Genomic DNA, 23,701 nt, shown 5'->3' on the forward strand with positions numbered 1-23,701 from the left:
TTTTTTTCTTCTTATCCTTTTCTTTCTCTTTCTTGCCCACTTTGTATCGGTTTAATAACGAGACAAATATAAAACAAAAAATATTATTTTTATATATTCTAAATAAACTTTAACTTTTTTATTTTGGATTTATAGCAACAGAGCTAGTCACTGTTATTTGCTGAATGTCGCGGTCAAATAAGTACAAACCACCTTTATCATCACCAATCAGGTTAATTTTATCCAAAATTGTTTTAGCTGTAGCTTCTTCTTCTATTTGTTCCGAAACATACCATTGTAAGAAATTATGTGTTGCATAATCTTTTTCAGAAAAAGTAATGTGTACCAATTCGTTAATGGAATTTGAAACAAAAATTTCATGTTCGTACAAGGCTTCAAACATTTCTTTGAAAGTAGTGTAAGATGTTTTAGGCGCTTTTAAGTCGGTAATTTGAGCGTGTCCGCCACGTTCATTTACATATTTGATCAATTTAAGCATGTGAGCACGTTCTTCATCAGATTGTGCATACATAAATTGCGAAATCCCTTCTAAACCGCTTACTTCTGCCCAGCAAGCCATGGATAAATACGTTTGAGAGGATTCTGCTTCAATACGGATTTGCTTATTTAATGCTGCTTCTATATTTTTTGATAACATAATGATAAGTTTTTATTTAACGTGACGTAAAGGTACTGAAAAGGCTGTGAAAAATCTTTCAGAGAATCAATTTCATTTCTATTTAATAATAGTTTTAATCTATTTTGTGTCTTCCAAAACTAAAATGAAAACGTACTTTTTTAGAAATCAAAACCATCTGTGAATTTTCGCATCACATATTTTTTTGCTTTTGCATCATAATAGCCTAAAACACAATCGTCTTTAAGCTTAAAGCTGTTGCTTAAAACTATTTTTTTGTTTTTACTTAAAAAATAAGACAATTTATCAAGTGCAAGTGGTGATCGATCACGAGCAACAAGCTCGAGATTTTGATCCAGAATACTCTCAAAATAAGCATATTTAAAATGAAAAATTGGCTCGAAATCTATATCCGAAAATTCGTCATCAAGAAAGCTGTTATAAGATGTATGAGCCTGAAAAAGATTTTCTTTATTTGCTGCCATTGGAATTCCCCCTATAGAAATATAAGTTTTTCTTTTCGTATTATAAACGGTCAGTCCTACATCTAAGTCATTCAGATGCTGTAAAAATCGTTTGGGTTTTTTGATGTCTTTTGGTTTTCTGGAATCTTTTTGAATGAAAAGAGGAATGTTTTTAAAGTCTTGATCACTTTCATTTAAAACACGACTGTTTTTAAGTGTTTCTCCCGAATTAAAATCTTTTATGTCCAATGAAAGTTCAGATTCGCTTGCATTAATCTGATACAGTTTTCCCCGGTGATAAAAGGAATTACTCTTTTTCTTTGCATCCTGAAGAACGGATTGGGGGAAATTCTTTTCAGTTAAATGACCATTTTCCAAATTAAGATCAAATGCCTGCGTATTTTTAGGGGTATAATCTAAGGTGAGAACAATGTGATTATTCTGGATATAAACTTTGCTTTTTTGAGCCGTTTTATCCAATAGATTATAGTCATTAACGTCCATTTTTTCAATTGGATAAGCCTTTGTAAGGCTGTTAAAGTTTTGCATTTTACCATTTTTATCCTGAAAAGTAAAAGAGGATAAATCAAAAACTTTCTTAGCGACTTTAGGTTCCTCAAAACTGTAGACAATCAATGCCTGCATCATGCGATGCTGTGCTAGAATATGAAAAGAATTATTCATTTGGAAAGTTGTTACAACAACATCGGTAGCAGGTAGTTTAGTGCTGTAAAGTGTATGCGTTTTATTTTCTAAATCAAATTTTAAAGTTAAAATAAAAGCTAATGGAGCTTTATTGCCAGGTAAATTAGGCGATAGATAAAGGTTTGGATTTCCATTTTTGCTAAAACTGCATCCGGTTAATTGTACGTCTTCTAAATTTTGCAGCGGAAATACATATTCACTATTTAAAAATAAGGCCCGATTGTATTTTAAAATTGTAATCTTCTCACTGTCCTTGATAAACACAAATACTTCGTGAGTATCTTCATTTTCAACATGTAGAATTTGATTGTTTTTACTGGAGTTTTTATTAGTTGTTGCAGAGACAACGATTTCATCTAGTGATCTTAGACGCTCAAAATTTAATTTATTATCATTTCCTTTAGGATTGTTTAAACTGATGGAATGCGAATTCAATATTGTTTGACAAAACAACATGGATGAGCCAAACAACAACAAAAAAAGGAATAGTTTTTTCATGAGTTTTTACTTTCAAAAATCATTCCAGTTTTTTAGTGTTCTATTTTTTTTAAAATATCCGTAATTTTTTCAATGGCACTAAAGTTTTCGTGTCTCACCTCATGGTCAATTTTTTCATGTGCCCAAGTGGTATGAAAAGGAACATGAGCTGCGTGTCCGCCAATAGCTAATACCGGTAAAACATCTGATTTCAGGGAATTTCCAATCATATAAAATTCGGTTGATTCAATTTCCAGACGCTTAATCAAATCCAGATAATCCTGTTCCTGCTTGTCAGACATGACCTCGATATGATGAAAATATTTTCCTAATCCGGAATTGTGCAATTTACGTCTTTGGTCTAGCAAATCGCCTTTGGTGGCAACCACTAATTTATATTTTCCATACAAAGCTTCCAGCGTTTCTTCGACTCCGTCTAAAAGAACAATTGGTTTGTCTAGTAATTCTTTTCCATATTGAATAATTTTTCCAACAACCTCAACCGGAATCGTATTGTTTGAAATGGTCATAGCCGCTTCAATCATCGAAAGGATATAGGCTTTAATTCCGTAACCATAGATGGCCAGGTTTTTTATTTCAATTCTGAAAAGTTCCTGAGAAATACTTTTGTGCGATAGGTAATCGCTCATTAATTCACAAAATTTTTCTTCTGTTTCCAGAAAATAAGTTTCGTTAACAAATAAGGTATCGTCGGCGTCGAAAGCAATAACTTTAAAAGGCATATAGTTTATTTTAATTTTTTAAACCAAAGAGTTTGATTGTAAAAAGTGATTCGTATTCCTAAAAGTAAAAAAATACCGCCAATAATCATGTGCCAATTTATTTTTTCGTCTAAAAATAACCAAGCCAGGAATGTCGCTAAAACAGCCTGACCTAATAAACTGATAGAAATTCGGGTTGCTCTTAAATGCTGTGTCGCATAACTAATGAGTAACCAGGCGGTAAGTTGGCACACAGCTCCCTGAATAAATAAGACCAGCCAGGCAGTAGTAGAAAAACCGGTAAAAGTTTCCTGGAAAATCCAGCAAATGAATCCCAGAAATAAACTTGCTGCAATTAAAACAATAGTCATAAAGGACAATACCTCTATTTTAGACAAAATATTTTTACTAATTAAGAGATAGTTAGCATATAAAACACCAGATAAAACAGCCAGAAAAAAGGCGGTGTCAAAATGGAACAGGCTAATGGTTTCAAATCCCATAAAAACCACCATTCCAAAAAGTGCTACCACGGTTCCAATCCAAAAATTTACCGCAGCCTTATTTTTTAAAAATAAAAAAGAACCTATTCCTAACCAAACAGGTGATAAATTAGACAATAAAGTGGCTTGTGTAGCAGTCGATTCCTGAATGGCAATATTCCATACAGCAATATCCGTTGCAAAAACAATTCCGCAAATAACAGCCAGAATGAGGTTTTTAAGGCTAGGTAGCTTAAATTTTTTGAAAATAATTACATAAGGAAGCAATAACAATGTTGCTATGAACATTCGATAAAATGCAGAAATCAATCCATTGGTTAAATGCAAACGAACCAGAACCGGAAAGATTGAAATACAGACAATACCTAAAACTAAAGCTAATTGCGGTTTGTTAATTTTCATTTTTTACAGAAAATAGTTTTTGCTAACAATTAGTAGTTCATTCATCTCACTGGTAAAATTATTATTTGTTTAACCGCAGATTCACCGATTATTTTTATTAATCTGTGAATCTGTGGTTAATTTTTTTAATTTATTGTCTCCCCATTCCCAACACCATCGGCATCCGGATTTACAAAAACCAGTTTTCCTTCGGCATTATTTGTCATCAAAATCATTCCCTGACTTTCTACACCGCGGAGGTTTCTTGGAGCCAAATTCACTAAAACAGTAACTCTTTTCCCAATGATATCTTCCGGTTTAAAACTTTCGGCAATTCCTGAAACAATCGTGCGAACATCAATTCCGGTATCTACTTTTAAAATCAAAAGCTTGTTTGCTTTTGGCATTTTTTCTGCTTCCAGAATCGTTCCTACACGCAAATCCATTTTAGCAAAATCCTCAAACTGAATCAACTCTTTTTGCGGTTCTGCTTTTTTGTTTTCGGCAAGGTTAGCTGTTTTGGTCGCTTCCAGTTTGTCTATTTGTTTCTGAATTTCTTCGTCTTCAATTTTTGCAAAAAGCAATTCGGCCTGACCAATTTGGTGACCTGCAGGAAGTAAATCTGAATTATCAGTAACGGTATTCCAGTCAATCTTGTCTTCAATTTTAAGAATACGAGACAATTTAGTTGCTGTAAAAGGTAAGAAAGGCTCACAAAGCGAACTCAAAGCAGCCGCAATTTGCAAAGCCACATACATTTGCGTTTGTACACGTTCCGGATTTTCCTTAATCACTTTCCAAGGCTCTTCATCGGCTAAATACTTATTTCCTAAACGAGCCGCATTCATCATTTCTCCTAAAGCTTCTCTGAATCTATATCTTTCCAGTGAACTAGAAATCACCGCCGGATATGCTTTTAATTCGGCTAAAGTTTGTTCGTCTACTTCCGAAAATTCGTTTGGAGCAGGAACAATTCCTTCGTAATATTTATTGGTTAAAACCACCACACGATTGATGAAATTCCCAAAAATCGCCACTAATTCATTATTGTTTCTGGCTTGAAAATCTTTCCATGTAAAATCATTATCCTTTGTCTCCGGAGCATTTGATGTCAAAGCATAACGCAAAACATCCTGTTGATTTGGGAATTCTTCCAGATATTCATGCAGCCAGACTGCCCAGTTTTTAGAAGTCGATAATTTATTTCCTTCTAAGTTCAGGAACTCATTTGCAGGCACATTATCAGGCAAAATATAACTTCCTTCGGCTTTTAACATCGCCGGGAAAATCACGCAGTGAAAAACAATATTATCTTTCCCGATAAAGTGAACCAATTTTGTTTTTTCGTCTTTCCAATACGGTTCCCAATCTTTTCCTTCTCTCGCAGCCCATTCTTTGGTTGACGAAATGTAACCAATAGGTGCATCAAACCACACATATAATTTTTTTCCTTCGGCACCTTCTACAGGAACATCAATTCCCCAATCCAGGTCACGCGTTACCGCACGAGGCTCCAGTCCGCCATCAATCCAGGATTTTACCTGGCCAAAAACATTTGGTTTCCAGTCGTTTTTATGACCTTCCAGAATCCATTCTCTCAGGAAAGCATCGTATCTGTCCAAAGGTAAAAACCAGTGTTTTGTAGATTTTAAAACAGGAGTTTCTCCCGTAATAGTCGATTTTGGATTAATCAAATCAGTAGCATTCAAAGTCGAACCGCATTTTTCGCATTGGTCGCCATACGCTTCTTCATTACCACATTTTGGACAAGTTCCAATTACGAAACGGTCTGCTAAAAATTGATCTGCTTTGGCATCATACAATTGTTCAGTAACTTCTTCGATAAAATCATCTTTATCATATAATTTTTTAAAGAATTCCGAAGCCGTTTCATGATGAATCTTTGCCGAAGTTCTGGAATAATTATCAAATGCAATTCCAAAATCCAAGAACGATTTACGGATAATTCCATCGTATTTATCGATAACTTCCTGAGGCGTAATGCCTTCTTTTTTAGCTTTCATCGAAATAGCAACGCCGTGTTCATCGCTTCCGCAAACAAACAAAACATCTCTTCCCTGCAAACGCAAATAACGCGAATAAATATCCGCAGGAACATAAACTCCCGCCAAATGCCCAATATGGATGGGTCCGTTAGTATAAGGCAAAGCCGCCGTAATGGTATATCTTTCTGGATTCTGTAGCATAATTCAAATTAATTGGCTGCAAAAATAAGGAATAGAATTTTATTTGGAGCTATTTACAGACAATCTTGTCATTCGACGAAGGAGGAATCTCAACAAGTAACTAACACTACTTAAATTCCTTCTTCGTCGGACTGATAAAATCAATAGTTATCGAAACTTCTCTGTAAGATTATTTTTTATATTTGAAAAGCAAAAAACCGCTATATGAAAGAAACATATTCTGTATTTAGAAAATACCCAACAATATTTCAAGCTAAAGAATTAGAAGATTTATTGAATCAAAACAATATTAGCACCCAACTAACAGACAATATTGCACCTGTTGATGCATCCTTTTCAGGTAGTACTTTACTAAATGAATATGAAATAAAAATCCAATTTGAGGATTTTAAAAAAGCGGAACTAATTCTTGAAAATGAAGCCGAAAATTTAATTGACCAGGTTGATAGTAATCATTATCTATTTGATTTTACAGATGATGAATTGTATGATATTCTTTTAAAAGCAGATGAATGGAGTGAATTTGATTATAAATTAGCTCAAAAAATATTGACTACAAGAGGGAAGTCGATTGACAAGGATTTGCTTAAAGCGTTAAAAAATAAGCGTATAGAAATATTAGCAAAACCCGAAGGCAATCAAAAACCATGGATAATATCCGGCTATATTCTGGCAATACTTGGAGGTTTTCTAGGAATCATAATAGGCTATTCCTTATGGTCTTCAAAAAAATCATTACCAAACGGTCAAGTGGTATTTTCTTATTCGGAACAAGACAGAGCACATGGAAAAATTATTTTTTATACGGGAGTAATAATTCTTCCATTTTATATTTTTTTTAAAATTATAAATTTAATCTAAAACTCGAGTAATATTGACTTTTTAGAGTAAAGCAAAGCATTTTAATGCGGAACTTTTATTTTACTGTACCTTCCCAATTACGTCCGCACTGCGGACGCAATTCAATTTCATAATAAATTTCAGTATGTTTGTAACACATCAATAATTCATTTCAAATGCTTCAAAATCAAACCATAATTCCTGATATAAAAGCAATTATTGCTACTGCTCAAGACAAAGCAATTAGAGCAGTGGACAATGAGCGAACGCTAATGTACTGGACAATAGGTAAACGAATTTTTGGAAGAACAACAAGGAAAAGACCGCGCTGATTATGGAACCTATTTAATCAAATTCCTTGCAGAACAATTGCAACCTGAATATGGCAGTGGTTTTTCATACCGTCAATTAAATCGGTATCGCCAGTTTTACCGCAGCTTCCCAATTGTGTCCGCACTGCGGACACAATTGAGTTGGACTCAATATAAGTTGTTACTTTCGCTAGATAATGAAGATAAAAGAGAATTTTATATTGCCGAAAGTGTAAAGAACAATTGGACATCAAGACAATTGGAACGCCAGATAAATAGTAGTCTTTGGGAGCGTCTTTTGATGAGTAGTGATAGAAAAGATGTTTTGGCTGTAGCTAGAAACGAAAAATTACCATCGGATGCCAGACATATTATAAAAGACCCAATGGTTTTGGAATTTCTGGAGTTAAAACGAGAAGCTTCTTATTATGAAAGAGATTTAGAAACAGCTATTATTACTCATTTACAAGAATTTTTATTGGAGTTGGGAAATGGTTTTGCCTTTATCGCCAGACAAAAACGAATTCATATTGATAGCGATGATTTCTTTGTGGATTTGGTTTTTTACAATCGTTTATTGCAATGTTTTGTAATCATCGAAATCAAAACCGAAAAATTAAACCATCAGGATATTGGTCAGTTGCAAATGTATGTCAACTATTACGACCGAATTGAGAAAAATAATAACGAAAATCCAACAATCGGAATTTTGCTTTGCGCCAATAAAAATGATAGTGTGGTTAAATTTTCATTACCTGAAAACAATAAAAATATCATAGCCAGCCAATACAATTTATACTTACCAACCGAAAAACAATTGTTAGAAGAGGTGAAAAAAGAATTGAAAAATTTTGAAGAAGATAAGAGTCTGGAATAAAAATAGCTTCATTATTTTAAACAAATATCCCATCTGGCTTGTTTGTAGCGAGAACCTAAAAAACAAAGAGTTTACAACCCTTAATATTTACCAAAATTTAGATTTGCTTTATTATTAGGTTATTTTTCTGGCTTGTGTCAAAATAAGACAAAATAGTTGTTTATTTGTTAAAAGTTAATTCTTGTTAAAATGAATAAATTTATTTTGTTTGCGTTGATTTTCAGTGGTGTAATTTTTAAAATACAGGCACAAGAAAAAACAAATCCTATAATTTATTTAGATGGAAATCTGGGTTTTGCCGGAGGTAATTCCAGTGGATTCGTGATTGGAGCCTCTTTGAATTACCAAAAAAAGGAAAATCTATTTACCTTGAGAACTACACAATTTTCAAATTCAAAATTCACATACGTTTCTCCATACTTTCCACTTCCTTATTTAGACACCAAAGAAATCATTACTGAATATGGAGTTCTGGCAGGTAAAAGGTATGTTCATAATAACAAAGCCTGGAGTTTTTCAGTTGGATTAGCATCTGTAGAAAGAGAAATTAAAAAAACAGATGAAAACAATACTTATTATTTTGACAGTACTCATGCACTTGGATTTCCTTTCCAAATAGATATCAATTGGTTTAAAAGAAATAAAGAACCGTATAGAATTTATGGAGTTATACCTGTTACAAAAAACACTAGTTTTGGGAATAGCATTGGGTTTAAGCTTATTGGAAATGTTTCCAAAACTACTTTTATTGGTTTAGGGGTTTCTTTCGGAATCGGATATCATAAAGAATATTAAAACTTTAAATCAAAGCTATTTTGTAGCATCCGTACCTTTATATTTTTGGATAATCTCTTTTATCACTTCCGAGTTGAGTCTAAATCCATTCAATAAAGGATAACCTTCCCAGCGAACAATACCATTAGGATCAATCAAAATACAATGTGGAATTCCTTTAACTTCTAAAGAATTGTACATGTTTCTCTGGGTATCAATAGCACTGTAGTATTCTATTTTTGGAGCAACCAATTCAGCTACTTTTTCTTTGGGCTCATCGCTGATGCCAATAACAACCAAATCATTCTCAAACTCCGTTTTAAAACGATTTAATTCCGGAATAGCTACTTTGCAAGGTCCGCACCAGGTAGCCCAAAAATCAATTAGGACAAATTTGCCTTTTGTCTTAGGTTTTTCTGAAAGCCAATTTTCTACTACTAGTTTGGGAGCTTTTTGATTGATGATTGATTTTGCCCACATTTTTTTCTCTTGCGAAAAAGCATTCACAGCTACTAAAAAGCAAAATGCTAGTACTGATTTTTTCATTATTGGTTTGTTGGTTTATAGTTGTCTTTCAAATATATTGTTTTTTTTCTTACAAATAACACTTTCGGTTGTTCATCTGAAAGTTATTATTTGTTCTAAGGTTTGTTTATCTTTACAACCAGATTTAAATAAAATAAATCATGGCTAAAGGACCTGAAAAAAACACCAAAAACAAGGCTTTGCATACCAAATTATTGAACCGTAAAAAAGCCAAACTTCAAGAAGAAAAAGCGGCAAAAGCAGCACGATTAAAAGCTTTAGTTACCAAAATGAATCAGCAAAAGAAAAAGGATGAATCTAATCCTGAATGATTTTAGCATTGAAAAATCTGCGTTAATTTGCGTAATTTGCGGTTAAAAATAAACGCAACCTCAATTATTTCCCCGAAATTTGCAACCAATCCTTTAAAAACTCAAGAATGGAATTCGGAAGCATCATTATCTCAGAAAACGCAGCCAATAGCGAAAATCCTCAGGACATTATCAACTCAAATATTTCGGTAATTAACCTGATGCGTGAGGAGAAAATTGATGATGATTTGATTCACGAAGACGCTTTAATGAGTTATTATCTGGATTATTACTACTCTCAATATGTGTCGGGAAATTTTGCGCAATTTGTGTATAATTCAGGTTGGAACAAAGAACTGAACGAGTTAATCGAAGAAGGCTTGGAGTTAATTGGTGCCGAAAAACATTTAGAATTATTTCAGGAGAATGCTAAAAAAGTTCGTTTGATGAGCAGTGTCAAAAGAGAAAAATTCTTAAAAGGCAAACTCGAAGGAGTAAATCCTATTCGTGATTTACTGAATAATGACCTCTTTTTCGAATTAGAAGAAAATTTAGCACAATTAAATGCTGATTTTTTGAAAAACCATCCCGATACACAGGTACTTTCGGTAGATGCGATGTTTGAACTTTTAGAAGAATTTGTAGGTCGCGAGATTAAACGGGAATAATTTCGAAATAATTTAACTTTAAACTCAAATAGTTTCCTGCTTTTTAAGAATACTATTAAAATAAGTATATTTTTGTCTCAACTAGAAACAGATAAATAGTCAGAAGAAAAGCCTGAGATAGTTATGGAGACCCTGAATCAATTTTTTAAATTATTTGTGTTGGATATTCGCAACACAATGGGATTATTGTTTTGGGGTAATTTTGCTTTAGCTACGCTGGTTTTTACTTTTCGTTTTGCACTTTTTAGCAAGGAAAATAAAACCCATTTGTTAGTATTTGGTTTTTCTAAAATTTTTCAATCTTTTGCGTGGCTGGCTTTTTTTCTAAGAACAGATACAGTTACGTTTAATCCGGTTAATATTTTAATTACAAACACTTTAGTTTTTACCAGTTATTATCTTGAATCTGTCGCAATGTTAATGATGGTTAAAGACAGTTCTAAAAAAGCTTACCAAATACAGTTCCTGTTATTCATTATTACACTGTTGAGTTTTTATGGCGCTGTGTTTGTTGAAGCCGCAGCTAATATTCGTGTTTCATTAGCATCGATTATTATTTTTACGTTGCTAATTCTTCCTTCTTTACAATTTTTAATGGCAACGCGAAGCAGTTTGTTTAAAAAAATATTAGGTTTTAATTACGTCATATTATTGATAGTGTTAGTTTTCAGAACTTTTTATCCCCTTTTTAAAACTTCAACAACGCTGTATTCAGTTGATCCGACACAAAAAATCATTTTCTTGATTATATTTTTAATGATGATTATCAGTGGAGTGGGTTATTTACTTTTATTACAGGAAGAAAAAGAGATGCAAGTCAAAAAACTGTTAGATGATAAAGACAAATTTTTCTCCATCATTGCCCACGATTTGAGAGGTCCGTTTAATGGGATTATTGGATTGTCAGAATTGTTATTGGAAAATGATAATCAATTGAAGCCGAAAGAAACGAACGAATTTATCCAACTCATTCACCAATCCTCAAAAAATGTCTATTCCTTGTTAGAGAATCTTTTAACCTGGGCACAATCTCAAACGGGGAGTCTTGAATTTAGTCCTAAAAAAATAGAAATCAGTCCAATTATCAACAAAACGATAAGTCTTTTGGACAATATTGCTAAAAGTAAAAATATCCGTATAGAATCTAAAATTAAAAACGAAGAATATGCTTTTGCCGATAAGGATATGCTGGAAACAATTTTTCGCAATCTTATTTCGAATGCTATAAAATTCACCGAAAATAATGGAGAAGTACAACTTTCGATAACAAGAGAAAACAATCAAATTGTATTTTCCGTACAAGATAACGGCATTGGAATTCCGCCCGAAAAAATTACCAATCTATTTGCCATCAACCACAGGAACACCACATCAGGAACCAATGACGAAACAGGAACTGGTTTAGGATTGATGTTGTGTAAGGATTTTGTTAAAAAACATGGTGGCAAAATTTGGGTTGAAAGCGAGATAGGCAAAGGAAGTAATTTCAAGTTTAGTATTCCTGATTCTGTTTAATTTTTGCCTTGGTAATATCCTTTTATTACACAAAGTAACTTAACGAATTTTAAATTAAACTTTGTGAATCTCTGTGTTAATTTCGCGCTACTTTGTGAAATATTTTTTTCCTTAAAACTTTACCCTGTAAGTCTCAAACATTTCCTTAAATTTGCTACCGTTATTAGAAATTTTTATAGTTATAAAAAACAAACTATGTTACAAATTGCATTTATTAGAGAGAATCAGGAAAAAGTAATCCAGGCTTTAGCCAAAAGGAATCTGGACGCTAAATCTACGGTGGAAGAAGTAGTAGAACTTGATGAGCGTCGTCGTGCTACGCAAGTAGAATTAGACAACATCTTAGCTGAATCTAATAAATTATCCAAAGACATTGGTGAAATGATGAAAGCGGGCGAAAAAGCCAAAGCCGCTATTTTAAAAGAAAAAACAGTTAGTAACAAAGAAAAAAGTAAGAAACTGGCAGAAACTGCCGAAGCAATTGCTGCGGAATTAACTGAAAAACTATATACTTTACCTAACCTGCCGGCTGATATTGTTCCGGAAGGAAAATCGGCTGATGACAACCAGAATGTTTTTGAAGCGGGAGAAGTACCTGTTTTACACGAAGGAGCACAACCACACTGGGAGTTGGTAAAAAAATACGACATCATTGATTTCGAATTAGGAAATAAAATCACGGGAGCCGGATTTCCGGTTTACAAAGGAAAAGGAGCGCGTTTACAACGGGCTTTAATCAATTATTTTTTAGATAAAAATACCGCTGCCGGTTACAATGAAGTGCAGGTCCCTCATTTTGTTAACGAAGCTTCGGCTTACGGAACAGGACAATTGCCGGACAAAGAAGGGCAGATGTACCATGACGCTACGGATAATTTATATTTAATCCCAACGGCTGAGGTTCCTGTAACCAACTTGTTTAGAGATGTGATTTTAAACGAAAGTGAATTCCCAATTCTAACTACAGCTTATACACCATGTTTCCGTCGTGAGGCAGGTTCTTATGGAGCACACGTTCGCGGATTGAACCGTTTGCACCAGTTTGACAAAGTGGAAATTGTACGCATCGAGCATCCTGAAAAATCGTATGAAGCTCTGGACGGAATGGTAGAACACGTAAAAGAAATCCTTAACGAGTTGAAATTACCATACCGAATTTTACGTCTTTGTGGTGGTGATATGGGTTTCACATCCGCTTTGACTTATGATTTTGAAGTATTTTCTACCGCTCAGGATCGCTGGTTAGAAATTTCTTCTGTATCTAATTTTGAAACTTTTCAGGCTAATCGTTTGAAATTGCGTTTTAAAGACAAAGAAGGAAAAAACCAATTAGCACATACCTTAAACGGAAGTTCATTGGCCTTGCCAAGAGTTTTAGCTGGAATTATTGAAAACTACCAAACTCCGGAAGGTATTGTAATCCCTGAGGTTTTACGTCCGTATTGCGGATTTGATATTATAAACTAACTTTCGTTTGTTTTCATTTACCGCAAATTCGCAAATTATTTTTTTAAGTTAAGTAAAAATAAAATTTGCGAATTTGCGGTTAAATAATTTTGAACTAAATTGTGTTCGGCGAAAAAAAATCGAATAATGAAAAAACTCTTTTTACATATTTTTCTGTTTTTTTCATTGATTTGTTTTTCGCAAAACGAACAATTAGCGCAGTATTATTACGATAAAGGAGATTTTGAAAAAGCCAAAATCAGTTACGAGGAATTATTAGAGAATGTTCCTCAAAATTTGCAATATTTTCTTAGAACCATTGACTGTTACCAGCAATTACAACAATTTGATGTTGCCGAAAAAGCCATTCAAAACCGACTCGCCAAATACAATCAGGGCAGTCTTTTAGTCGAATTAGGATATAATTTCCAATTGCAAAAAAACGATCTGAAAGCTAAAAGTTATTATGATCAGGCGATAGAACGCATTCGTAAAAATCCCAATGAAGTATATGGAATTGCTAATTCTTTGGAACGGAAAGTACAATTAGAATATGCTTTAAAAGCTTATCAGACAGCAACAGAAATCCAGCCCAATTATAATTTTAATTACCAGCAGGGTTTGTTGTACGGGCAATTAGGCAATTTTGAAAAAATGATTGAAACGTTTTTGGAGGAGGCTTATGCCAATCCTCAGAATTCCATTATTATTCAAAATCAGTTGTCCCGTTTTATGACCGATGAAGCCGATGCAAGTTTTAGTAATGCTTTGCGGAAAGCACTTATTTTAAGAGTTCAGAAAGCTCAGGATTTATTCTGGAATCACTATTTAAGTTGGTTTTATGTACAACAAAAGGAGTTTTCGAAAGCCTTTATTCAGGAAAAAGCCATTTATAAACGCAATCCTGAGTCGCTTTCTACTATTTTGAATTTGGCCAACTTAGCCATTGAAGAGGAAGACCAGGAAGTAGCAAGAGAAATTTTGACTTTTGTAATTGAAAACACCAAAGATTTAGGATTATTAGTTCAGGCACATTCCTATTTGACCGAACTTAAAATTAAAAATGCTGCTGAAAAAGATTATGCAACCATCAATGCCGAAATTGAGGCATTATTGAAAGAGTATGAAATCAGTCCTTTTACCTTATCTTTGCAGCTGATTCAGGCGCATTTTGTGGCTTTTAATCTCAAGAAACCAGAGCAGGGAAGAGCGATTGTAAAAAAAGCTCTGGAGTTGCAACTCAATAATTATGAAGTGGCTCAGGCCAAAATGGAACTGGCGGATATTTTGCTTTTCGAACAAAAATTTAATCAGGCATTGTTGTATTATTCCCAAATTGAAACGGATTTAAAGAATGATGCCGTAGCTCATGAAGCCAGTTTAAAAGCTGCCAAAACCAGCTATTTCAAAGGTGATTTTGCTTGGGCATTGAAACAATTTAAAGAATTGAAATCGGCAAACACACAGTTGATTGCTAATGATGCTTTAGAATATTTTTTATTAATAAATGATAACACGGTAGCTGATTCTACCCAAACCGCTTTGAAGGCTTTTGCAAAGGGCGATTATCTGTTGTATCAAAACAGGAATCAGGAAGCTATTACGCAATTTCAGTTGGTTTTAAACACCTTTAAAGGAGATGAAATTGAAGCCGTTACGCAATTGCGACTGGGGAAAACTTATGAAAAAACAGCCGAATATAATTTGGCTTTAAGCCAATACCAATCAATAATTGACCATCACAGCGATGGAATTTATATAGATGAAGCTCTGTTTTTTTCGGCAGAAATTTATAGCAAAAGATTAAACGAACCTGAAAAGGCAAAAGCGCTGTACGAGAAGATTATTTTTAATCATCAGGACAGTATTTATTTTGTAGAAGCCAGAAAGAAATTTAGGGAATTAAGAGGAGATAAGAATCTTTAGAATGGCAATATCAATGACAATAACAATTGCAAAAAGGTTAGATTTTTATAATAATTGACAATATTAATTCTATTCCAGCTCCCTTTGGAGAGGGTTGGGGTGAGGAAAACTTTTAAAAATGATAATATACAACATAACTACTAACATACACGAAAGCGTTCACGACCAATGGATGATCTGGATGCAACACAAGCACATCCCGGAAATGCTGGCAACAGGTAAATTTACATCAGCCCGAATGGTTCGTGTTTTGATTGAAGAAGAAATGGGAGGAACTACGTATTCCATTCAATATACTACAGACAGTAAAACAACTTTAGAAAAATATTATAAGGAAGATCAGGCACGTTTTCAGGCAGAAGCAATGAAGTTATTTGCCGATAAAATGTTGTCTTTCAGAACAGAATTAGAATTAGTTTCCGAGTTTTTTCAGAATAATTAAAACCAATACTTCTGATTTGTAAGCAGAAAGGTTCACTTTTAAGACTGAACCGAAAGTTATTTCTGATTATTAGTTCAAAAAAGGAGTGGGTTAATGAACTGTTCTAATTACTAAAAAGCAATTTGTTATTAATTAATGGTTTTTTTTAATACCTTTGTACTAACAGTACACACCACGCTACAGTTTTTAGTGATAAAGACAGCGTCCCAGGGTGTGTCTTTTGCTTTAAAGATGTTTCTGTTTTTAATTTTTTGATTTCATTATGTTCGAAAAAATGCCTTTTACTATTCAAGAACAAATTGAAAGATTAGAAACAAGAGGTTTATTAATCACTTCTGAGGATAACGCCACACATTATTTATCTCATATCAGCTATTATAGACTTGGAGAATATTGGCACTCCATGCAATCTGACAAAAATAATCATCTTTTTAAAGAGAATAGTAAATTTAAAGATGTTATAGCTCTTTATCAATTTGATAGTGAACTTAGAATGTTATTATTTGATATTATCGAAAAAATTGAAATAAGTTTACGAACAAAACTGATTTATCATTTATCTCATGAATTCAGTCCTTGGTGGTTTCAAAATTTTGATTTATTTATAGATAGTAAAGCCTTAGTAAAAACACTTTCGAGTTTAGAAGAGGAATTGGAAAGAACAAAAGAAACGACCATAAAAAATCATTTTAAAAACCACAAAGATGATTTACGATTTCCTCCTGCCTGGAAATCTTTGGAGCAAACAAGTTTTGGTTCTTTATCAAAGTTATATGGTAATTTAAAAAATACCGTAAAATCGAAAGATATAATTGCCAAAGAATTTGGAGTAGTCAATCATACATTTTTGCCAAGTTGGCTACAATCTATTGCGCAAATTAGAAATTATTGTGCACATCATTCCAGATTATGGAATAAAAATTTACCGGGAAATCCAAAACTACTGCCTAATCCACCATTCAATTGGGTTGAGGACGTACCCAAACAGAATGAGAAATTATATGTTCATCTTTGCATTATGAAATATTTATTAGATAGAATTCAACCTGAAAATAATTTTAGAAAAAGATTATCGAAGCTTTTCATAAAATATCCAAATATTGATTCTAATGCTTTGGGAATGAAACCCAACTGGGAAGAAGAAAATCTTTGGAAATAATTTTCAGTTTTTGAATTCTCAACATAAACTTAAAAATACGAGATCGCTTCGTGCCTCGCAACAACAACATGGATAAAGTAAAAGCTAAAAAACACCTCGGACAACATTTCTTAAAAGACGAAAGTATTGCTAAAGCCATTGCTGATACACTCAGTTTAGAAGGCTATCAGGATGTATTGGAAATAGGGCCGGGAATGGGAGTTTTGACTAAATATATGCTGGATAAAGCCATCACAACTTATGTGATTGAAATTGATACCGAATCAGTGACTTATTTAGAGGCAAATTATCCAAAATTACATGGAAAAATCATTTCTCAGGATTTTTTGAAATACAATGTCAATGAAGTTTTCGAAAACAAGCAATTTGCTATCATTGGAAATTTTCCATACAACATTTCGACCCAAATTGTATTTAGAGTTTTAGAAATGAGAGACCAAATTCCGGAGTTTTCGGGCATGTTTCAAAAAGAAGTGGCAGAACGTATTTGCGAGAAAAAAGGAAGTAAGGCGTACGGAATATTATCTGTCTTAGCGCAGGCTTTTTATGATACGGAATATTTATTTACTGTTGATGAAAACGTATTTAATCCGCCACCAAAGGTGAAATCGGGTGTGATGCGCATGCGTCGAAAAGAAGATTACAGCTTGCCTTGTAGTGTGAAATTGTTTTTTACCGTGGTAAAAACTGCTTTTCAACAACGCCGTAAAACGTTACGTAACAGTTTAAAAACACTCAATTTATCGGATAATTTAAGAGAAGATAGTATCTTTGACCTCCGTCCGGAACAGTTGGACGTGGCACAATTTATCGAACTTACTCAAAAAATAGAAGCCGATGGAGTTTAAAATCAGCAAGGAATTAATACAAGAAGTTAAGGAACTTATTGAGGTAAAAAACGACCATAAACTGGAAGTTATCCTCAATGATATCCACCATGCTGATATTGCGGAAATTCTGGACGAACTTGATTTTGACGATGCAACTTATATTTTTAAGGTTTTAGATAGTGATAAAACGGCAGAAATTCTTCTGGAATTAGAAGATGATTTGCGTGAGAATATATTAAGCAGGCTTTCGCCAAAAGAAATCGCAGAAGAGTTAGACGAACTTGAAACTAATGATGCTGCCGATATTATTGCTGAACTTTCGCAAGAAATTAAAGCAGAAGTAATCTCCGAATTACAAGATGTTGAACACGCTAAGGATATTGTAGATTTACTTCGTTATAAAGAAGATACTGCGGGTGGAATCATGCATAAGGAATTGGTGAAGGTCAATGAAAACTGGAACGTACTCACCTGTGTAAAAGAAATGCGTATTCAGGCCGAGAATATTTCCCGTGTACATTCTATATATGTAGTGGATGATGAAGATCGGTTAAAAGGGCGCTTGTCGTTAAAAGACTTACTGACTACTTCTACCAAAACAGCTATTAGCGACGTTTACATTCGAAAACTCAATTATGTAAATGTTGATGCCGAAGATGTTGAAGTAGCCCGTATCATGCAAAAATACGATTTAGAGGCTATTCCGGTAGTAGATGAGCTGGGACGCTTAGTGGGAAGAATTACCATTGATGACATCGTAGACGTAATCAAGGACGAAGCCGATCAGGATTACCAGTTGGCGGCGGGTATCTCACAAGACGTTGAGGCCGATGACAGCATCATGGAATTGACTAAAGCACGTTTGCCGTGGTTAGTTTTAGCATTATTAGGTGGATTTATAACCGTGAGAGTCTTGGGATTGTTTGAAGGTGCGATGTTAGAACACGGAAACCTGTTCTTTTTTACCCCATTAATTGCAGCGATGGCAGGAAATGTTGGAGTACAATCTTCGGCAATTATTGTTCAGGGTCTGGCCAATGATACCTTGAGCGGTTCGTTGTTTAACCGATTGATTAAAGAAGTTTCGCTGAGTTTACTAAATGGGATTATCCTGGCCAGTATTTTATTCGTTGGGAGTCATTTTTTTCTGGATGTAGAAATGGTAATAGGTCTTATTGTGACTATTGCTCTGGTTTCTGTAATTGTAATCGCGTCCTTAATCGGGACATTTATTCCTTTGTTATTAGATAAATTCGGGATTGATCCGGCTCTTGCAACGGGACCTTTTATTACAACAAGTAACGATATCTGCGGAATCTTAATTTATTTTTCGATTGCCAAAATGATTTTAGGTTTTTAAAAATTAGAAGATAATATAATAAAGAATATATGAATATACATATCATAGGAGGAGGGAATTTAGGAGCAGCTATTGCATTAGGAATGGCTAAATTTTCTACTGAACATCAGGTTACTGTAACAAGAAGAAACACTGCAAGCATTTTATATTTAGAAAAATTAGGCGTCAGCGTTTCTTCGGATAATAAACATAACATACAACAGGCTGATATTATTATTTTAACCATTAAACCTTATCAGGTAGATACTGTTTTAGCGGAGATTCTTCCTGTTATTTCAAATAAAATAATTGCTTCGGGAGTAAGCGGATTGTCTATTGAAGCGCTTCAGAGTAAAATTGGCGAAGACCATCAGGCCATTCGAATTATGCCTAACATTGCGGCACAATACGGCGCTTCGGCAACTTGTATTTCTTTCAATGAAAAACATGCAGAACAAGGAGAAAAATTAGTAACTATCTTTAAAGATTTAGGAACAGCTCCGGTAATTGACGAAAAATTAATGGATGCCGCTACTGTTTTAGCCGCAAGCGGAACTGCTTTTGCTTTGCGTTACATCAGAGCCTCCATGCAGGCAGGTATCGAAATAGGATTTGACTGGAAAACAGCATTGGCTATTTCGGCACAAACGGTAAAAGGAGCTGCTGAGATGGTTATGGAAGAACAAATTCATCCGGAACAATTAATTGACAGAGTAACTACTCCTCAGGGTTGTACTATTGCCGGATTGAGCGAAATGGAATCACACGGATTCAGTTCCTCATTAATCCGCGGAATAAAAGCAGCGGTTAAGAAAATTAAAGGGGTTTAAATTTCTGTTCTAAAATACAAAAAGGGCTTCCCCATAATTTTCGGGAAGCCCTTTTTTTGGAATAAAACTAAAAGGCAATTATTTATTTTTTCTTTTTCTTCAAAGCCATATCATTGTCATCCATGTCCTGACCAAAATCAGGCATACCGTCTTTAGTCCATTTTAATACTCTGGCTCTGGTATGACGGTTAGGATCAGACAAGGCATCTCCTTTAATTTTTTCATAATCACGGGCATGGTAAATCATAACATCTGTTTTGCCATCTTCGGCAACGGTAAAGCTGTTGTGTCCCGGACCGTAGCGTTTGAATTTTTCATTCGTAAAGAAAACCGGTTTGTCCAGTTTGTTCCAGGATTTTGGATTCAGTAAATCAGCATCTTCTTTAGCCCAAAGCAAACCCAGACAATAAGTAGCATCAGTAGCACTGGCAGAAAAAGTTAAAAACACTTTTCCGTTTCTGATTAATACCGCCGGGCCTTCATTTACCTTATAAGTATGCATTTCCCAATCATAATCTGGTTGACTAATTACAACCTGCTTGTTGTCAACAGTAGTTGGGCTTGTCATTTTTGCAAGATACAAACTGGTGTTTACCACATTTCCGGGACCTCTGTCTACCCAAATAAGGTAACGTTGCCCGTTATGCTCAAAAGTAGTAGCATCTAAAGCAAAGACATCTTTGTTTGTTACAATCTGACCTTCTTCTTTCCATTCTCCTTTGGTTGGATCTTCAGAAGGATTTGATAAAGCATACATGCGTATTTTCCATCTGTCTTCAGCTGATCCTGCTGCAAAATAAATATACCATTTGCCATCAATCCGATGGAGTTCCGGAGCCCAAATATGATTTCCCATTTCGCCTTTACTGTGTTTACGCCATACTACAACCGGCTTGGCTTCTTTAATTCCGTTAATGGTTTTAGAACTGCGAATTTCAATACGGTCATATTCCGGAGCCGTGGCAATAAAATAATAAGTACCATCTGCGGTTTTGGTAACAAAGGGATCAGCCCGTTGTAATGCTAAAGGATTATCGAACTGATTCTTTTTTAGCTTTTGCGAATGTACATTTATTCCAATAAGGATAAAGCAGCCTAACAAGGTTTGACGAAAGAGGTTTGTGATGGTATTCATTGTTTCTTATCTATTGTTTTTTAAATGTAAAAAATACATTTGTTGCAAATATATAAATATTTAATATTTCTTTTTAATTTTTAAGAATAACTTCATCGGATGTATTTTAGGCTTTAAAATTTGTAAATAAAATAACATAATGCATTGATATTCATGTATTTTATCTATTAAATTTGCTTTACATCGAATAATGGCACAGTTGTTTTTAATTCTGTAAAAATAGCTGTAATTTTATAAACAGCATACCCAGTCTACACATAACTTTTCTTGTTAATGATTTAATTTTTAACTATTTAAAAAATATATTATTATGAAAAAGTTATTCAACATGTTTTATGACAAGATTTCCCGATTCTTATTCGGAGATGAAAAAGTAATCAGATATTAATTAAAAGTATCCGTAAAAAAACAGCGTATGTAAAAAACTACTTTAGGTTTGATTAATTCAACACGAGACCATTTCTAAGTTTATCTAAATTTAGAAATGGTTTTTTGTATTTTTGGAGTCTCAATTTAAAAACAAATATGAATATAAAAATTCTTCACTTAGACAGTAATAATCCCGTTTTAATGCAGCAATTGCAGGAATTAGGTTTTGAAAATCACGAAGATTTTACTTCGTCTAAAGAAGTTATCGAATCAAAAATTCAGGATTACCATGGAATCGTAATTCGCAGCCGCTTTAAAATTGACAAAACATTTTTAGATAAGGCTACAAATTTGCAATTTATTGCTCGTGTAGGTGCCGGTTTAGAAAGTATTGATTGTGATTATGCAGCTTCTAAAAATATTGAATTAATTGCCGCTCCTGAAGGAAACAGAAATGCAGTTGCCGAACATACTCTGGGAATGATTTTGTCGCTTTTTAATAATCTGAACCCTGCCGACAGGGAAATTCGTTCCGGGCATTGGAACAGAGAAAGCAATCGTGGTCATGAACTGGACGGAAAAACGGTAGGTATTATTGGTTACGGCAATATGGGAAAATGGTTTGCCAAAAAATTAAGAGGTTTTGATGTGGAGGTGCTTTGTTATGATATCAAAGAAAATGTGGGTGATGTTCATGCAAAACAGGTTTCATTAGCCGAATTACAGCAAAAAACAGATGTTTTGAGTTTGCATCTTCCGTGGACACCGGAAACCGATAAAATGGTTAATACTGAATATATCAACGCTTTTGCAAAACCGTTTTGGATTTTTAATACTTCGAGAGGAAAAAATATTGTAACAGCCGATCTGGTAACGGCTTTGCAGTCCGGTAAAGTTTTAGGTGCCGGATTAGACGTTTTAGAATATGAAAAACTTTCATTTGAAACTTTATTTCAGGATAAAAATACGCCGGAAGCTTTTCAGTATTTATTAGAAGCAGATAATGTATTATTATCGCCTCATGTGGCGGGCTGGACATTTGAAAGTCACAAACGATTAGCGCAGGTTATTGTAGATAAGATTAAAAAACTATATTTTAATTAAATCATCAGTACTACTTTTCTGTAAAAATGTATATATTAGTAGCCTAAATCCTAAAGTAGGATTAACTAACTAAAAAAATATTAATTATGATTGAATGGTACAAAAAAGTAGTTTTCGAAAACTATGCAAATTTTAGTGGCAGAGCCAGAAGAAGCGAATATTGGTATTTCGTATTGGCTAATATAATTATTGGTATAATTTTAAGTGTATTAGATAATGTTTTAGGGTTAAAAGTAGGGACTTCTAATTCTGGAATTTTAGGAGGTTTATATAATTTGGCTGTGTTTATACCTGGTTTAGCTGTCTCAGTAAGAAGACTTCATGATATTGGTAAAAGCGGTAAGCTGTTATTGCTTTTTTATGGAATAATGATAATTTTAGTTATAGTGATGGTAGTTTCCGGATTTTCGGTATTAATGTCAGGAGGTTCAATGAGTTCTCTTGGAATTGCTTTTTTTGCTCCACTTTTAGTTGTATTGGCGATGTCAATATGGATGTTGGTACTTTTTTGTACTGAGGGAGAGCAAGGTCCAAATAAATATGGATCTGATCCTAAAAATGATGCTGCTGAAATTAATGAAATAGGGACTTCTCAATTATAGTTGATTTTTTATCAGCTAATTCCAATTGATTTAAAAACTAATTCCTAATTTTATAGTATGATAATCAATTAAATGGATGATTATGGAAAATTCAAAATACGAACACTGGAACAATCCGCAACCGTATCCGGAGGATAATAAAAAGTTAGCCGCTGGTTTGTTAGCGATACTTTTGGGTCCTTTTGGAATTCATAAATTTTTATTGGGGTATACTAAACAAGGAATTATTTGGCTGTTTCTAAGTCTGATTACTTTTGGGACTCTTACCGGATTATTAGGACTTATTGAAGGTATTATTTATTTAACCAAATCCGATGAGGAATTTTACAGAACCTATCAGCTAGGGCGAAAACCCTGGTTTTAAATAAAAAAAAGTCCCGAAATTATCGGGATTTTTTACTTTATAATCATTCCTATATGCTCAAGCCATCTTTATTTCTCTTTTAAAAACACAAAAGAAATATAAATATATTCTTATTATGTAAAAAGGAAAAACAAAGATACTTTTTGCAAAAAGGACATAAAATATTTTTAAAAATATAATTTTAATAGACTTTCATTATCCAATTGTCAATTTTAATACGTAAGGTTTTTTTCTTACTTAATATAACTATTTTTGCTTT

At 33.7% G+C, this 23,701-nt stretch carries 24 protein-coding genes; 17 read left to right on the forward strand and 7 right to left on the reverse strand.

Annotated elements, in window-relative coordinates; genetic code table 11:
* Positions 1-118: 118 nt before the first annotated feature.
* From BUB89_RS05735 to metG, 5 genes are all read right to left on the reverse strand, one after another.
* Positions 119-637, reverse strand: a complete 519-nt coding sequence (locus tag BUB89_RS05735; protein ID WP_073242824.1) for a ferritin — start codon at positions 635-637, stop codon at positions 119-121.
* Positions 638-777: 140 nt separating this feature from the next.
* Positions 778-2,283 (reverse strand): hypothetical protein, encoded by a 1,506-nt coding sequence (locus BUB89_RS05740; RefSeq protein ID WP_141384369.1) that lies wholly within the window; start codon positions 2,281-2,283, stop codon positions 778-780.
* Between the two features lie 32 nt (positions 2,284-2,315).
* Positions 2,316-3,005 (reverse strand): HAD family hydrolase, encoded by a 690-nt coding sequence (locus tag BUB89_RS05745; protein ID WP_073242828.1) that lies wholly within the window; start codon positions 3,003-3,005, stop codon positions 2,316-2,318.
* Positions 3,006-3,010: 5 nt separating this feature from the next.
* Positions 3,011-3,889: a DMT family transporter gene (locus BUB89_RS05750; protein WP_073242830.1), complete on the reverse strand. Its 879-nt coding sequence runs from the start codon at positions 3,887-3,889 to the stop codon at positions 3,011-3,013.
* A 125-nt stretch (positions 3,890-4,014) separates the two neighbouring features.
* Complete coding sequence (gene metG / locus BUB89_RS05755) at positions 4,015-6,075, reverse strand: methionine--tRNA ligase (RefSeq protein WP_073242832.1); 2,061 nt, start codon at positions 6,073-6,075, stop codon at positions 4,015-4,017.
* A 204-nt stretch (positions 6,076-6,279) separates the two neighbouring features.
* On the opposite strand from metG, the gene BUB89_RS05760 reads away from it, so the two are divergent.
* The 4 genes from BUB89_RS05760 (at position 6,280) to BUB89_RS05770 (ending at position 8,898) form a co-directional block, all read left to right on the forward strand.
* Positions 6,280-6,936 carry a hypothetical protein gene (locus BUB89_RS05760; protein ID WP_073242834.1) on the forward strand — a complete coding sequence of 219 codons (657 nt, stop codon included), beginning with the start codon at positions 6,280-6,282 and terminating at the stop codon, positions 6,934-6,936.
* A gap of 155 nt (positions 6,937-7,091) precedes the next feature.
* Positions 7,092-7,247, forward strand: a complete 156-nt coding sequence (locus tag BUB89_RS18200; RefSeq protein WP_234982538.1) for a DUF1016 N-terminal domain-containing protein — start codon at positions 7,092-7,094, stop codon at positions 7,245-7,247.
* Positions 7,216-8,103 (forward strand): PDDEXK nuclease domain-containing protein, encoded by an 888-nt coding sequence (locus tag BUB89_RS05765; RefSeq protein WP_234982540.1) that lies wholly within the window; start codon positions 7,216-7,218, stop codon positions 8,101-8,103. Before BUB89_RS18200 ends, BUB89_RS05765 begins: the two co-directional genes overlap by 32 nt.
* A 189-nt stretch (positions 8,104-8,292) precedes the next feature.
* Complete coding sequence (locus tag BUB89_RS05770; RefSeq protein ID WP_073242836.1) at positions 8,293-8,898, forward strand: hypothetical protein; 606 nt, start codon at positions 8,293-8,295, stop codon at positions 8,896-8,898.
* A gap of 15 nt (positions 8,899-8,913) precedes the next feature.
* On the opposite strand, the gene BUB89_RS05775 is transcribed toward BUB89_RS05770, so the two are convergent.
* Entirely contained in the window at positions 8,914-9,423 is a 510-nt protein-coding gene (locus BUB89_RS05775) for a TlpA family protein disulfide reductase (RefSeq protein WP_073242838.1), read from the reverse strand.
* 140 nt (positions 9,424-9,563) lie between these two features.
* On the opposite strand from BUB89_RS05775, the gene BUB89_RS18145 reads away from it, so the two are divergent.
* The 10 genes from BUB89_RS18145 to proC all read left to right on the forward strand — a co-directional run bounded on the left by BUB89_RS18145 (position 9,564) and on the right by proC (position 19,868).
* Entirely contained in the window at positions 9,564-9,734 is a 171-nt protein-coding gene (locus tag BUB89_RS18145) for a hypothetical protein (RefSeq protein ID WP_170215505.1), read from the forward strand.
* A gap of 107 nt (positions 9,735-9,841) precedes the next feature.
* The gene (locus tag BUB89_RS05780) at positions 9,842-10,381 is read left to right on the forward strand and encodes a DMP19 family protein (protein WP_073242839.1); all 540 of its coding nucleotides are present in this window, start codon (positions 9,842-9,844) and stop codon (positions 10,379-10,381) included.
* Between the two features lie 159 nt (positions 10,382-10,540).
* A complete protein-coding gene (locus tag BUB89_RS05785) occupies positions 10,541-11,896 on the forward strand; it encodes a sensor histidine kinase (RefSeq protein WP_159434567.1) in 1,356 nt (451 codons plus the stop codon).
* A 195-nt stretch (positions 11,897-12,091) separates the two neighbouring features.
* A complete protein-coding gene (gene serS / locus BUB89_RS05790; RefSeq protein ID WP_073242843.1) occupies positions 12,092-13,363 on the forward strand; it encodes a serine--tRNA ligase in 1,272 nt (423 codons plus the stop codon).
* A 126-nt stretch (positions 13,364-13,489) separates the two neighbouring features.
* Positions 13,490-15,268 (forward strand): tetratricopeptide repeat protein, encoded by a 1,779-nt coding sequence (locus BUB89_RS05795; protein ID WP_073242845.1) that lies wholly within the window; start codon positions 13,490-13,492, stop codon positions 15,266-15,268.
* A 118-nt stretch (positions 15,269-15,386) separates the two neighbouring features.
* The gene (locus BUB89_RS05800; protein WP_073242847.1) at positions 15,387-15,710 is read left to right on the forward strand and encodes a DUF4286 family protein; all 324 of its coding nucleotides are present in this window, start codon (positions 15,387-15,389) and stop codon (positions 15,708-15,710) included.
* A 274-nt stretch (positions 15,711-15,984) separates the two neighbouring features.
* Positions 15,985-16,869 (forward strand): Abi family protein, encoded by an 885-nt coding sequence (locus tag BUB89_RS05805; protein ID WP_234982542.1) that lies wholly within the window; start codon positions 15,985-15,987, stop codon positions 16,867-16,869.
* A gap of 68 nt (positions 16,870-16,937) precedes the next feature.
* A complete protein-coding gene (gene rsmA, locus BUB89_RS05810) occupies positions 16,938-17,717 on the forward strand; it encodes a 16S rRNA (adenine(1518)-N(6)/adenine(1519)-N(6))-dimethyltransferase RsmA (RefSeq protein WP_073242851.1) in 780 nt (259 codons plus the stop codon).
* Positions 17,707-19,059: a magnesium transporter gene (mgtE, locus tag BUB89_RS05815; RefSeq protein ID WP_073242853.1), complete on the forward strand. Its 1,353-nt coding sequence runs from the start codon at positions 17,707-17,709 to the stop codon at positions 19,057-19,059. The genes rsmA and mgtE overlap by 11 nt, the downstream gene beginning before the upstream one ends.
* Before the next feature lie 29 nt (positions 19,060-19,088).
* Complete coding sequence (gene proC, locus BUB89_RS05820; RefSeq protein ID WP_073242855.1) at positions 19,089-19,868, forward strand: pyrroline-5-carboxylate reductase; 780 nt, start codon at positions 19,089-19,091, stop codon at positions 19,866-19,868.
* 82 nt (positions 19,869-19,950) lie between these two features.
* Here proC and BUB89_RS05825 read toward each other — a convergent pair whose 3' ends face one another.
* Positions 19,951-21,003 carry a glycoside hydrolase family 43 protein gene (locus tag BUB89_RS05825; RefSeq protein WP_073242857.1) on the reverse strand — a complete coding sequence of 351 codons (1,053 nt, stop codon included), beginning with the start codon at positions 21,001-21,003 and terminating at the stop codon, positions 19,951-19,953.
* A gap of 525 nt (positions 21,004-21,528) precedes the next feature.
* Here BUB89_RS05825 and BUB89_RS05830 point away from each other — a divergent pair.
* The 3 genes from BUB89_RS05830 to BUB89_RS05840 all read left to right on the forward strand — a co-directional run bounded on the left by BUB89_RS05830 (position 21,529) and on the right by BUB89_RS05840 (position 23,442).
* Entirely contained in the window at positions 21,529-22,476 is a 948-nt protein-coding gene (locus BUB89_RS05830; protein WP_073242859.1) for a 2-hydroxyacid dehydrogenase, read from the forward strand.
* Between the two features lie 86 nt (positions 22,477-22,562).
* Positions 22,563-23,078 (forward strand): DUF805 domain-containing protein, encoded by a 516-nt coding sequence (locus tag BUB89_RS05835; protein ID WP_073242861.1) that lies wholly within the window; start codon positions 22,563-22,565, stop codon positions 23,076-23,078.
* Positions 23,079-23,160: 82 nt separating this feature from the next.
* Entirely contained in the window at positions 23,161-23,442 is a 282-nt protein-coding gene (locus tag BUB89_RS05840) for a TM2 domain-containing protein (RefSeq protein ID WP_073243052.1), read from the forward strand.
* Positions 23,443-23,701: the final 259 nt, after the last annotated feature.

The organism is Flavobacterium flevense, assembly GCF_900142775.1.
GTDB lineage: Bacteria > Bacteroidota > Bacteroidia > Flavobacteriales > Flavobacteriaceae > Flavobacterium > Flavobacterium flevense.